Annotated in this window: 13 protein-coding genes; 6 read left to right on the top strand and 7 right to left on the bottom strand. The window is 65.2% G+C overall.

The features are described from left to right. Positions 1–72: 72 nt before the first annotated feature. The 3 genes from ACVIN2_RS30200 to ACVIN2_RS30210 form a co-directional block, all read right to left on the bottom strand. Positions 73–1,641: a DUF4403 family protein gene (locus tag ACVIN2_RS30200; protein WP_456768375.1), complete on the bottom strand. Its 1,569-nt coding sequence runs from the start codon at positions 1,639–1,641 to the stop codon at positions 73–75. 136 nt (positions 1,642–1,777) lie between these two features. Continuing rightward, positions 1,778–2,416 carry a Vgb family protein gene (locus ACVIN2_RS30205; protein WP_456768376.1) on the bottom strand — a complete coding sequence of 213 codons (639 nt, stop codon included), beginning with the start codon at positions 2,414–2,416 and terminating at the stop codon, positions 1,778–1,780. Positions 2,417–2,446: 30 nt separating this feature from the next. Then, a complete protein-coding gene (locus tag ACVIN2_RS30210; protein ID WP_456768377.1) occupies positions 2,447–3,667 on the bottom strand; it encodes a helix-turn-helix domain-containing protein in 1,221 nt (406 codons plus the stop codon). 147 nt (positions 3,668–3,814) lie between these two features. Between ACVIN2_RS30210 and ACVIN2_RS30215 the strand changes: the two genes are divergently transcribed. Next, positions 3,815–4,609 carry a DUF899 domain-containing protein gene (locus ACVIN2_RS30215; protein ID WP_456768378.1) on the top strand — a complete coding sequence of 265 codons (795 nt, stop codon included), beginning with the start codon at positions 3,815–3,817 and terminating at the stop codon, positions 4,607–4,609. Then, positions 4,602–4,874: a hypothetical protein gene (locus ACVIN2_RS30220; RefSeq protein ID WP_456768379.1), complete on the top strand. Its 273-nt coding sequence runs from the start codon at positions 4,602–4,604 to the stop codon at positions 4,872–4,874. The genes ACVIN2_RS30215 and ACVIN2_RS30220 overlap by 8 nt, the downstream gene beginning before the upstream one ends. Positions 4,875–5,003: 129 nt before the next feature. Here the strand turns inward: ACVIN2_RS30220 and ACVIN2_RS30225 are convergent, their stop codons facing one another. The 3 genes from ACVIN2_RS30225 to ACVIN2_RS30235 all read right to left on the bottom strand — a co-directional run bounded on the left by ACVIN2_RS30225 (position 5,004) and on the right by ACVIN2_RS30235 (position 6,787). Continuing rightward, a complete protein-coding gene (locus ACVIN2_RS30225; RefSeq protein WP_456768380.1) occupies positions 5,004–5,348 on the bottom strand; it encodes a GIY-YIG nuclease family protein in 345 nt (114 codons plus the stop codon). A gap of 204 nt (positions 5,349–5,552) precedes the next feature. Then, a complete protein-coding gene (locus tag ACVIN2_RS30230; protein ID WP_456768381.1) occupies positions 5,553–5,969 on the bottom strand; it encodes a c-type cytochrome in 417 nt (138 codons plus the stop codon). Positions 5,970–6,082: 113 nt separating this feature from the next. Then, positions 6,083–6,787, bottom strand: a complete 705-nt coding sequence (locus ACVIN2_RS30235) for a L,D-transpeptidase (protein ID WP_456768382.1) — start codon at positions 6,785–6,787, stop codon at positions 6,083–6,085. Positions 6,788–7,061: 274 nt separating this feature from the next. On the opposite strand from ACVIN2_RS30235, the gene ACVIN2_RS30240 reads away from it, so the two are divergent. The 3 genes from ACVIN2_RS30240 (at position 7,062) to ACVIN2_RS30250 (ending at position 9,618) form a co-directional block, all read left to right on the top strand. Continuing rightward, positions 7,062–8,114, top strand: coding sequence for a glycosyltransferase family 4 protein (locus tag ACVIN2_RS30240; RefSeq protein ID WP_456768383.1), 1,053 nt, complete (start codon positions 7,062–7,064; stop codon positions 8,112–8,114). 30 nt (positions 8,115–8,144) lie between these two features. Beyond that, positions 8,145–8,834, top strand: coding sequence for a methyltransferase domain-containing protein (locus ACVIN2_RS30245; protein ID WP_456768384.1), 690 nt, complete (start codon positions 8,145–8,147; stop codon positions 8,832–8,834). A gap of 124 nt (positions 8,835–8,958) precedes the next feature. Further along, the gene (locus ACVIN2_RS30250) at positions 8,959–9,618 is read left to right on the top strand and encodes a hypothetical protein (RefSeq protein ID WP_456768385.1); all 660 of its coding nucleotides are present in this window, start codon (positions 8,959–8,961) and stop codon (positions 9,616–9,618) included. Positions 9,619–9,911: 293 nt separating this feature from the next. Here the strand turns inward: ACVIN2_RS30250 and ACVIN2_RS30255 are convergent, their stop codons facing one another. Continuing rightward, positions 9,912–11,576: an aminotransferase class III-fold pyridoxal phosphate-dependent enzyme gene (locus tag ACVIN2_RS30255; RefSeq protein WP_456768386.1), complete on the bottom strand. Its 1,665-nt coding sequence runs from the start codon at positions 11,574–11,576 to the stop codon at positions 9,912–9,914. 35 nt (positions 11,577–11,611) lie between these two features. On the opposite strand from ACVIN2_RS30255, the gene asd reads away from it, so the two are divergent. Beyond that, entirely contained in the window at positions 11,612–12,475 is an 864-nt protein-coding gene (gene asd, locus ACVIN2_RS30260; RefSeq protein ID WP_456768387.1) for an archaetidylserine decarboxylase, read from the top strand. The last annotated feature ends 46 nt before the right edge of the window (positions 12,476–12,521 follow it).

The raw sequence follows: 12,521 nt of genomic DNA on the forward strand, positions 1-12,521 counted from the left end.
CAGCTTAGCATCCTCCGACCAGATTGCCAGCGGCGCAAGCGGCGACGCGGGCCGTCGAGGGAAGGCGGCGCGCTACATTCCCGACAATTTCGTCACGGACACATTCAGCGAGCCGCCGGCTTCCGCGATCACGCGCAGCGTCTTGGAGTCGAAGGCGATGTCGGCCAGCGTCAGGCTGTCGATCTTCGCATCGACCTTGACGCCGTCCTCGCTCTTCTGGAAGTCGGCGATCGCGGCGGCGATCTTCTCGCGTGCATTGGCGGCAATCGGCTTCAGATCGACCGTCGCTTTCTGAACCAGCGCCTGCTGCATCTGCGGCACCACCGCGCGCGCCGCGGCACCCAGCAGGCCGAAGGCCGCCTCGGACTCCACCGCGAGCTGGATGTCGGCGAGCCGCAGCGTCTGCTGCGCCTGGTCGAGCATCGGCCGGCCCCAGATGTGCACGGTCGCTTCGGCGCCGAGACCAAGCCAGCTCTTCTTCTCCTTGGCGCGCACCAGCAGCGAGATCAGGAGGCGCTCGCCCGACGGGATCACGTTGACGCTCTTGACGGTGACGTCCACCGGACCGGAGCCGTCCTCGGGATAGGTGTGGCCGACCATCTGCGCCGCGATCAGCTTGTTGATCTCGGTGAAAGGCACGTCGATCGGTACGCCGATGTTCACACCGGTGCCGGTCGGCGGCACGATCGAGATCTTGTCGGGGAACGGGCAGTCGGGCTTGGTCGGCGTGGAGGTGACGCGCGTCTCGGCTTCCAGGCCCATCAGCAGGGTCACGGCCTGCGCGTCGACGCGCGGCTGCGCCGCGATGGCGCGGATCGGCTTCATCTCCAGCCAGAGTGGCGGCAGCGCGGCCGAGGAGCCCGAGCCTTGCAGCGGGATCGAGCGGCAGGCCTTGGCCCATTGCAGCTTCGCGTTCTCCCGCAAGGTCGGATCATTGCGCATGCGTTCGGAGACGGCGTTGATCTGTTCGCCGACGGTCTTGTCGATCAGCGGCTTCACCTGCGCGGGCACGTTGACCTTGGCGCCCGAGATGTTGAGGTTGGTGTCGCCAAGGTTGACCTGGGCGCCGAGATTGGGCTCGAGATGCCAGTTGGCCGCAATCTTCGGCCGCGAGGTGACGACGACGTTGCCCTTGATCTCGGCGCTGGCGTTCAAATTCTTGATGTTGACCGCGCCGATCTGTTTCGCGGCATTGCCGCCGAGCACGCTGCCGAGCGCCTCGCCGAGCGCGCCGGTGGCTTTCGACGAGAGCGAGCCCGTCACGTTCAGCTTGCCCGTGAGCGGCGTCGAGATTGTCAGCACGTCCCTGTCGCCGGCAGTTGCCATCGGCCCGCGTACGGCGGACCAGCCGATGTCGGCGTTCTCCAGGATTTGCGAGATCGGGTTCTCGGCCTTGCCGGCGAAATTGCGCGGAGCGGCCTTCTCGGCCTGCTCGCGGATCGCCGACAGAGCGATGGCGACCGGTGCCACCACGATCGAGCTCTTCGAAACCGGCGGCAGCGGCGGCAATTGCGCGACCGGCGGTGCGGAATTCGTCGCTCGCGGCGACAGCCAGTCCATCGCCTTCAGGCTGATGAAAAACGACGCCGCGAGCACCGCGACGGCGATCAGGACAGTTTTCAAGTTCAGCGTCAGTCGCATCAATCCCCCAGGCCGCCCGGGCAGAAGTCTACAGGGCAGGCGAGGAGGGCGCTAGAGCCCACCGATGGGGTGGAATTGGGGCAAACAAATTAACGGCTGCGAACGCGCAATTGCCGCGCATTCGTCATGGCACACCCTAGCTGCGCTTCGGACGGCGGACCGCTCTCACATTGCCGCGATCTCCGCCACCGCAGAAGAAACGGTCGCCGCCATCGGACTCCAACCCTGACACCATGGTCCCGGCGGGCAGGTCGAGCTGCTCCAGCACCTTGCCCGTCTCGGGGTCGATCCGCCTGATGTCGCTGTCCTCGCCTTCCCAGGTGCCGTGCCAGAGCTCGCCGTCGACCCAGGTCACGCCGGTGACGAAGCGCTTGCTTTCGATGGTGCGGAGAATTTTTCCCGTCTGGGGATCGACCTGATGGATCTTGCGTTCCCGATACTGTCCGACCCAGAGCGAGCCCTCGGCCCATGCCAATCCAGAGTCGCCGCCGCCGCCGGGTGCGGGGATGGTGGCGAGCACCCTGCCGCTCGCAGCGTCGATCTTCTGGATGCGGTCCTCGGCGATCTGGAACAGGTGGCGGCCGTCGAACGCCGTTCCCGCATGCGCGGCGACATCGATGGAGCGAGCGATCTTGCCATCGGCCGGATCGACCGCATTCAATTTGTCGCCGGATGCGAACCACACATGGGCGCCGTCATAGGTGACGCCGTGCACGGCTTCGACGCCGGCATAGGGCCCGTATTCCCTGACGATCTCGGCGGCTGAACGTTTCATCTGCTCGGTCCCTGTGGTGTGGATTCCACCTTACGTCTTCATGAGCGGTCCGGGGAGTAACAAGCCTGTCGGGAAACCCGGGACGGGCGGCGTCATCCAGCGCCGCGCCCGCCCGTGTCCGAAGGACTGCACCTTGTTCGATCGTGCCAATTCTTCGAGGGCGCGTTGCACGGTGCGCGCGCTCGTTCCCAGCGCCAGCGCGAGCGCCGAGCTCGACCAGGGCTCGCCATCGGAGAGGAAGGCGAGCACATTGGCGTGCTTTTCCTCGACGGGGCGTGCGAGGACGAGAACCTGCCGCGTGTTGCGCGGCGTCAGCGCAAATCCTTGGCTGGTCGCGCGGACATCGGCGAGAGGCTCGAGCTTGGTGCGGAGCCGCCCGATTTCGACGCGCAGCCGGGCGCGATGCGATTCATCGACATGCCTTGCCTGAAACGCGCCGGTGATCAACGCTTCGCGCGAGACATCGGCGGGCCAGGCCTGCGCCAGGATGCGGGCGAGCGCGAACAGTACCGGCCGCCTTCCGAGCGGCACGAGGATGCCTCGCCTGCGAACCGCGTGATGGAACGTGTCCACCACGAGCGCCTCCGATGTCGCGAGGTCCTCGACCTCCTCGAGCAGTAACGGCCGTTCGTGCCCGCGCGTGATCAGGCGCGCTGCGGGCGTGTCGAGTACGCGGCTCGTGCCTTCGACCTCGGCCGCAAGCGCAGGAATGCCGGCCTGCCGTGCTGCGCTCGCCGCGCGCCCGAGCGCCGCGCGCGCGTCTTTGGTTCGGAGCCGCCTGATGGCAATGCCGGCGATCACGAGCTCGCGGGCGACCTGCGCAGCCGGGGGCACCGGCGTGGTGTTGATCTCCGCCAGCGTGCGCTCGGCCTCGTCGAGGCGCCCGAGAAGGAGAAGTCGGCGCGCCTCGATGTGACCCGCATGGGCGGCGTTGGCGAGGTCGCCGTGGCTTGCAAGCGTCGCCCGCGCGGCCGCGAGCGTGCTTGCCGGCCAGTTCAGGTCGCGCGAGACGAGCGCGATCTCGGCCTCCGCCACCACGCATCTGGCGCGCGCGACCGCCTCTCTCGGACCGAAGGCACGTGCGGCGCTGCGCAGCAGTGTCTTCGCCTTTGTGAGATCGCCGAGCTGCGCCATCGCGATGCCGCGCAGCGCCAGCGAAGGTGCATCGTTGCGCAGCGCGACGCGGTTCAGCGCGCCGAGCGGATCGCCGGCTTGGAGCGCGCGGGCCGCGGCCGTGATCAGCGACTCCATTCAAATCCCGCCACACTTGTTACTCCCACCACGCAACCGTCCGGTGCGAGAGATCGTTGACGGCCGACAATGTGCGGCGAGGGACGAGCGGTTCCGCATCTTGCATCGCGAGATCCGGAACGGCCGCCCGGGAAAAGTTGGAGAGCCATGATGACATCAGCTGACAACGCAGGAAATAACGGACAGGCCGCCATGCAAACACCGCCGGTGGTGTCGCCGCAGGACTGGGAGGCCGCCCGTCAGCAACTGCTCGTGAAGGAAAAGGCGCATACCCGTGCCCGCGACGCCCTGGCCGCCGAGCGCCGGCGCATGCCGTGGATGGAAGTCACCAAAACCTATGCGTTCGAGGGGCCCGGCGGCAAGGTCAGTCTGCACGACCTGTTCCAGGGCCGGCGACAACTGATCGTCTACCGCGCCTTCTTCGAGCCGGGCGTGTTCGGCTGGCCCGATCATGCCTGCCGCGGCTGCTCCATGGTGGCCGACCAGGTTGCCCATGTCGCGCACCTGAATGCCCGCGACACCACGCTGGTGTTCGCTTCGCGCGCGCCCCAGGCCGATATCAGCAGGCTGAAGCAGCGGATGGGCTGGACCATGCCATGGGCCACCGTCACCGACAGTTTCGATGCGGATTTCGGCGTCGACGAATGGCACGGGACCAATGTGTTCTTCCGCGATGGCGACCGGATCTTCCGCACCTACTTCGTCAAGAGCCGGGGCGACGAGCAGATGGGCGGCACCTGGAATTACCTCGACATCACGCCGCTGGGACGGCAGGAGGTCTGGGAGGATTCACCGAAGGGCTATCCGCAGACGCCGACCTACAAATGGTGGAACTGGCACGACAGCTACACCGAAGGTGCGGCACCCGACAAGAAATGGGTCGAGATCTCGACCGCCGGCGAGAAGGCTTTTCGCGAGGAGGCCGCGGAAGGACGTGACTAGTCCCGCCAGCGCAACTGCCGGCCCGAGCCGCAACGGCGTGGTGGCCGCGCGCCACCTCGCCAGATGGCTGGGGCTGGCGGCCACGCCGACCTTTGCGATCATGGCCGTGCTGACGGCCGTGCTCGACGGCCCGGCCGACATGCTGTGTGGCTCCGGACATGGGGCGATGCTCGGCGGGATGGTGTCGATGTATCTCTTGATGAGCGCGTTTCATTCGGCGGCATGGCTGAGGCTGATTGCAGAGCGGTGGGGCCGGGCGGCGTAAGTAGTCCCGCGTGGTGCCCGCCTCGTCCTTCGAGACGCCCGCTCACGCGGGCTCCTCAGGATGAGGCTCAACGGGCATCCTGCGGGTCGCGGTAGGCATTTGCCGAGGTCTCGCTTGCAACTCGGAGCCTTACACTCCGCCCTCATCCTGAGGGCCCGCCGCAGGCGGGCGTCTCGAAGGATGATGAGATCCGCGCCTGGCCAATTCATGCAGCTCGGCAAAATTGCCGCGCATGAAGGCTTCTTTCTTGGCGCGGCTCCATTTCTTGAGCTTCCTCTCACATTCGATCGCATCGGTGATCCTGTCGAACCATTGGGAGAAAGCCAGCGTCACCGGTCTGCGTGATTTGGTATAGCCGCCGAATGTGCCGGCGTTGTGCTGCGCGATTCTGATCTCAAGCTCCGTGCGCGTCGTTCCGATGTAGTAGCTGCCATCGGCGCATCTGAGAATGTAGAGGTAAGCGCCGTCTGTCATCGCGAACGCCTCGTCCTTCGAGACGCGCGCAAGGGCGCGCTCCTCAGGATGAGGCTAACTGGCATCGGCGGTTTGGTGCAAGCGCTTCGGACGGATTAACGGCCACGCACTCCGCCCTCATCCTGAGGAGCCCGCCAGAGGCGGGCGTCTCGAAGGATGCGCCGCGATTTCTGATGCGAACCTGAACACGCAGCGCCAGCGCCGTCATTGCGAGCTTGATGCCGCCTGCAAATAAGCAATCACCTTCGCCGCCTCCTCCGCCGAAACGCCGCCATAGGGCTGCATCTTGTTGCCGGATACGATTTCGTCCGGCTTGACCATGAAGCGGGTGAGTTTGTCCTGGTCCCAGACGAAGCCGGCCTCTTTCATCGACGAGGAATAATTGTAGTTCGGCAGCGAGCCGGCCTTGCGTCCGACGATTTTATTGAGGTTGGGCCCCAGACGATTGTCGCCCTCTTTCACCGAGTGGCAGGTGCGGCAGGAATTGTTGAAGGCTTGCTGGCCCGCGTCGTCGCTCGCCGGCTGCTGTGCGAGCGAGGCGGGCGCGAACAGCAGCAGCGTCAATGCGCCGGCGAGCATGCGCAGCCATGTGCCTTGCGTCGTATGCGGACGTGATTGCATTTGCGCCTCCATCGGGGATCGCGCCGCAGCACGCGCACGCTTGGGGATGCCGAGGGCAAACGAAAACGGCCCCGGTGGGTTCCGGGGCCGTTTGCGTCACAATGTCCTGTTGCTTACCGCGTCGCGGCGCCGAGATCCGCGCGGCGTTCCGTCATCGGCAGCACGATGACCTTGGTGCCGACATTGACGCGGGAGTAGAGGTCCGCGACGTCGTCATTGGTCAGGCGGATGCAGCCGGAGGAGACGTGCTTGCCGATGGTGTCGGGCGCGTTGGTGCCGTGGATGCGGTAGATGGTGCCGCCGAGATACATGGCGCGGGCGCCGAGCGGATTGCCGGGGCCGCCGGCCATGTGGCGCGGCAGATAGGGCTGGCGGGCGATCATTTCCGGCGGCGGGGTCCAATCCGGCCACTCGGCCTTCTTGGTCACCGACTGGGTGCCGGACCACGTGAAGCCGTCGCGGCCGACGCCGATGCCGTAGCGCATCGCCTGGCCGTTGCCGAGCACGAGATAGAGATAGGTGTTGGGTGTATCGATGATGATGGTGCCGGGCGCCTCACGCGTCGCATAGGAGACGGTCTGGCGGCGGAAGCGGGCCGGCGTTTCGACGGCGTCCTGATCTTCGGACGGCGCGGCCTGATAGGGCGCGGCTTGATAAGGCTGGTACGGCTGCGCTGCGATCGGCGGCAGCGGCTGGAAGAAGGGGAAGAGCTGCACGGGCGCGGCCTTGGCCGGGCCGGCGAACGCGATCGCGGTCACAGCTATTGCGCCAAACGCAACGGCGCGCGAATAGGTCTTCAACGTCTCCAGATTGATCATTGGTCGCCCCTGTTTGCGCGGTGTTTCTTGGCCGCCCCGGCACCGTTTCGGTGCTCTGTTGCCTAGATCACTAACGACAAGAAGTTTCGGGACGTTTGCGCGGAAAACCGAAAACGGCTTCATGGCCGCAAGGATTGTTTCATGACGGTTTCGTGGCTGCCCGGTCTCGTTAACGAACAAAACAGCGGGCCGACACTTCCATGACGTCACACGCCTGAAATATCCGTGGTTGATGGTCGTAAGCCGAGAATCATAAAAATCTCGGGAATTTCCCATGCGGGTATTAATCGCGACTGACGCCTGGCATCCGCAGGTCAACGGTGTGGTGCGGACGCTGACCTCGCTGGCTGGCGCGGCCAAGGCATTGGATGTCGAGATCGACTTCCTCACGCCGGACGGCTTTCGGTCCTGGCCGTTGCCGACCTATCCGGGGCTGCGCATTGCGCTGCCGAGCGGAAAGGAGATTGCGCGGCGGATCGAGAAGGCGGCGCCGGAAGCGCTGCACATCGCGACCGAAGGGCCGATCGGCTGGGCGGCGCGGGCTTATTGCCGTGGCAACCGGCTCGCCTTCACCACCTCCTACACCACGCGCTTTCCCGAATACGTCTCGGTGCGGACCGGCATCCCCGCGAGCGTCGGCTATGCCGTGCTGCGCCACTTCCACGACGCGGCTGCAATGACGATGGTCGCAACGCCCTCGCTGCGGCAGGAGCTCTCCGAGCGCGGCTTCAAGCGGCTCGGCTTCTGGACGCGCGGCGTCAATACAGAGCTGTTCCATCCCGACTCTCCGGCCAGGCTCGATCTGCCAGGGGCGATCTTCATGACGATGGGCCGCGTGGCGGTGGAGAAGAACCTGGAAGCGTTCCTCTCGCTCGACCTGCCCGGCACCAAGGTCGTCGTCGGCGACGGCCCGCAGAAGGCCGCGCTCGAAAAGAAATATCCCGACGCGGTATTCCTCGGCGAGAAAAAGGGCGCCGATCTCACCGCGCATCTCGCCGCCGCCGACGTGTTCGTGTTTCCGAGCCTGACCGACACGTTCGGCGTGGTGCAGCTCGAAGCGCTCGCCTGCGGCACGCCGGTTGCGGCGTTTCCGGTGACGGGTCCGAAGGACGTCATTGCCGATCACCCGATCGGCGCGATCGACCACGATCTGCGCGCCGCGTGCCTGCGCGCGCTCACCATGTCGCGCCAGACCTGCCGCAACTTCGCGCTGGAGCGCTCCTGGGAAAACAGCGCGCGCCAGTTCGTCGGCAACCTCACTTCACTCCAGCCCAGCCGTGCCTTGCGCGCCTCGCCGATCATGGCGCGGCGGCCGGTGCGCGGCTGATCCCGTTCGACCACAGCGAGAACCTCATCGATGGCTAAGATCATGAACCTTGACGGCACCCAGCAGCTCGACCTCACCCGTGGCACGGTCGAGCAGGCCTATGACCGCTGGGCGCCGGTCTACGATCTCGTGTTCGGCGGCGTGTTCGCCAAGGGCCGGCAGGCCGCGATCGCGGCCACCAACAAGATCGGCGGCCGGGTGCTCGAGGTCGGCGTCGGCACCGGCATCTCGCTGCCGCTCTACGCACCGCATCTGCGCATCTTCGGCACCGACATCTCGGAGGCGATGCTGGACAAGGCGCGCCAGCGCGTCGCCGAGGGCAAGCTGAAGAACGTCGAGGGACTGGCGGTGATGGATGCCGAGAAGCTCGAATTCCCCGACAACTCCTTCGACGTCGTGATGGCGCAATACGTCGTCACGGCCGTGCCGAACCCGGAAGTCGCGCTGGACGAATTTGCCCGCGTGCTGCGTCCGGGCGGCGAGCTCATCATCCTCACCCGCGTCAGCGCCGATACCGGCATGCGCCGCTTCATCGAGCAGAAGCTGCAGCCGGTGGTGCGTCCGCTCGGCTTCCGCACCGCCGAGTTCGCCTGGTCGCGTTACGCCAAATGGCTGGCCGGTGCCAACGGCATCGAGCTCGCCGAGCGCCGCCTGATCCCGCCGCTCGGTCATTTCTCGCTGGTGCGCTTCCGCAAGCTCGACGTCGCCAAGGCGGCTTGATCCAAGCTCACGTAACCCGTGCGTCACCGCGTCGCTGCACATCGTCACATGACAAAATGATGATGTCACACGGCCTACATCGAATCTCTGTAAATCCTGAACCCGAAAGCATTTGGGGGAGAGCATGATCAAGAACTATCTCGAGCAGCTGCGGATCCAGCGCTGGGACGACCATCGCTACTATCACCACAGCCGCATCAATCAGAGCCTGCACTTCGTCAGCGCGCTGAGCTTCCTGTTCGCCTATGTCTGGCTGTTCGTCGATCCCATGGTCTCGGCGCTGGTCGGCTGGCTGGTCTCGATGACCTCGCGCCAGGCCGGTCACTTCTTCTTCGAGCCGCACGGCTACGACCAGATCAACCAGGCGACGCACGAGCACAAGGAAGAGATCAAGGTCGGCTACAACCTTCAGCGCAAGGTGGTGCTGATGTCGATCTGGGCGCTGTCCCCGGTGGTGCTGTTGGTCGATCCCACACTGTTCGGACTGTTCACGCCCTGGGTGGGCGCGACCGACTTCATGCGGCAGGTCGCCAAGATCTGGCTCGTGGTTGGCGGCGGCGGTCTGATGTTCCGGACGGTGCACCTGTTCTTCATCCGCGACGTCGAGACCGGCCTCGTCTGGATGACGAAGATCCTGACCGACCCCTTCCACGATTTGATGCTCTACCGCAACGCGCCGCTGGCGCTGATGCGCGGCGAGTTGATGGACCCCGGCCTGCACCTCAAGCCCGAACATACGTTGGGCCTGATCGGCGAGCCCACGCTCGAAGAGCAGCACGCCTGAGCGCGCTTTTCTCACAAGCTACTCCGATGTCGATTGGCTACGTCATGCCCGGGCTCGTCCCGGGCATCCACGTCTTGGGAGCCGCGAACGCGGTGCTTCCTTCACCTCTCCCCGCGTGCGGGGAGAGGTCGGATTTGCGTGTCACGCAAATCCGGGTGAGGGGGGCTCTCCGCGAGTCCGGCTCTCACCGTGATTGCGGAAGCAGCCCCTCACCCCAACCCTCTCCCCGCGAAGAGCGGGGAGAGGGAGAGGAGAGGCTGTGCCCCGGACTGACCGTGGTGGAAGGAAGAACCTCAGCGCCCGAGGCGCTTGGCGAGCATCTCTTTCAGGATCTGCCGCTTGATATTCTTGTTGGTGAGCACGCCGTCGTGCCACCAGAAGCCGTCGGCCTTCATCTTCTCGGCGGCGCGGACGAAGCGCTCGGCGACTTCGGTGAAGTCGGCGTCGGTGTAGTTGAGGCTGAAGATCAGCCGTCCGGTGCCGACCCAGCTCAGCGCCAGGCCCTCGGCGCGCAGATAATACTGCAGCATCCAGTTGTAGCGGGACGGGGTGATGTATTTCACCGTCCAGATCGAGGAGAAGTTGGCGAACCGCACCGGCAGGTCCGCGCCCTCCATCATCTGGTTGAGCTTCTGCGCGCGGTCGTTCCAGGTCTCGTCCAATCCATCATAGATGGCGCGGAAGTTCGGGCTGGCCATGCGACTCAAGAACTCGTCCATCGCCGTCATGACATAGGGATGCGAGTTGAAGGTGCCGCGGGCAAAGCAGATGTCGGCGGGGCGGTCGTCGTTGAAGCGGCGCATCAGCTCCTTCTTGCCGCAGACGACGCCGACCGGCAGGCCGCCGGCCAGACTCTTGCCGTAGGTCACCATGTCGGCCTTGATGCCAAAGTATTCCTGGGCGCCGCCGGCAGCGAGACGGAAGCCGACGAAGACCTCGTCGAAGATCAGCACGATGCCGCGCTCCGTGCAGACGTCGCGCAGCTTCTTCAGCCATTCGGTGTAGGCGGCGCGGTTGAAATTGCCGCCGCGGGAGGAATCGACCAGCGAGGAATCGCCGGGCGCATTGCCGTTCGGATGCAGTCCCTGCAGCGGGTTGACCAGCACGCAGGCGATGTCCTTGCGCGTCCGCAGCACGTGCAGCGTCTTCTCCGACATCTCGGCGAGGGTGTAGGTCTCGTGCGCGGGAATCGGATTGCCGACGCCGGGCTGCACGTCGCCCCACCAGCCGTGATAGGCGCCGGCGAAACGGACCAGATGCGAGCGCTTGGTGTGATAGCGCGCAAGCCGCACCGCCTGCATCACGGCTTCGGTGCCGGACATGTGGAAGGATACTTCGTCGAGGCCCGAGATCTGGCACAGCCGCGCCACGTTCTCGAGGATGACGGGATGGTAGGGGCCGAGCACCGGTCCAAGCGCGTGCGCGCGCTTCTCGGAGCCTTCGATGCACTCCTTGTAGAAGTCGTTGCCGAAGATGTTGACGCCGTAGGACCCGGTGAGATCGAAGGAGATGTTGCCGTCGACATCCGTGACGGTGACGCCGCGCGAGGACTCCACGAAGGTCGAGGTGCCCAAATGCTCGCGAACGAGACGCGAGAACTGGAACGGCACGCGGTAGGTCTCGGTGAAATGCAGGTCGGAAATCTTCTCCGCCGCTTCCTTCGTCATCGCGCGGCCCTTGGGGTAGCGCTCGGCATAGAGGCTTGCGAGACGGAAGAAGGCGTCCTTGCGCTGGGTTGCGACATTCGCCGGCGCGCCGTCGCAGGCGAAGTACGCATCGCCTTCGAATTCGTAGAACGGAAGCAGCTTGGCCACGCGGCGGGACATCTTGGAATGTCCGGCGAGCGAGCGGTGCTTGGCGCGGGACAATTCGATCCGCGCCTTGATTTTCGGGAAGGCGGCGGCAGCGGACGCTGCGGCGGCCACGGACAAAGAAAGAATCGGGAGTGTCGTTTCCATGACAACAAGCGCTAATACTGCGAGCTGACAGATTCATGACAGTCAAAGCCCTCATCGCCTCTTTCACCCAGCAGGAAGACCTCAACTTCCTGTTGACCAACCGCATCCCCCGCGCCGCGCTGACCCGCTTCATGGGCTGGTTCTCCAAGATCGAGAACCCGCTGGTGCGGGACGGCTCCATCGCGCTGTGGAAGCTGTTCTCCGACCTCGATCTCACGGAGGCGCGCAAGACCCATTTCAGGAGTCTGCACGACTGCTTCACCCGGGAGCTCAAGCCCGGCCTGCGACCCTTTGATCCGGACCCCTCCATCGTCGCCAGCCCGTCCGACGGCATCGTCGGCGCCCACGGCCGGATCGCCGACACCGAGCTGTTCCAGGTCAAGGGCGCGCCGTACTCGCTGCTCGATTTGCTCGGAGACTCCGTGCTGGTCGACCAGCACCGCAACGGCTCCTTCGTCACGCTGCGGCTGACCTCGAGCATGTATCACCGCTTCCACGCGCCCTTTGACGCGCATATCGAACGCGTCACGCTGATCCATGGCGATGTCTGGAACGTCAACCCGATCGCGCTGAAGCGGGTCGAGCGTCTGTTTTGCAAGAACGAGCGCGCGGTGATCCGCACGCGTTTGCCGACCGGCGAAGCCGTGACGCTGGTACCGGTCGCCGCGATCCTGGTCGCAAGCATCCGTCTGCATTTCCTCGACATGGTGCTGAACGCGCAGACCAGGGGGCCGGTCAATTTTCCCTGCGACGTCAACGTGAGCAAGGGCGAGGAGCTTGGCTGGTTCGAGCATGGCTCGACCATCATCATCCTCGCTCCCGGCGATTTCACCTTCTGCGACGGCATCGCCGAAGGCACGCGCATCCGGGCGGGTCAAGCGCTGCTGAGAAAAAACTAGCCTTCAATCCGGCGCCTCGGCCGCCTATATCGTTCGTGGGGACGTT

It is taken from the genome of Bradyrhizobium sp. USDA 3650, assembly GCF_054057395.1.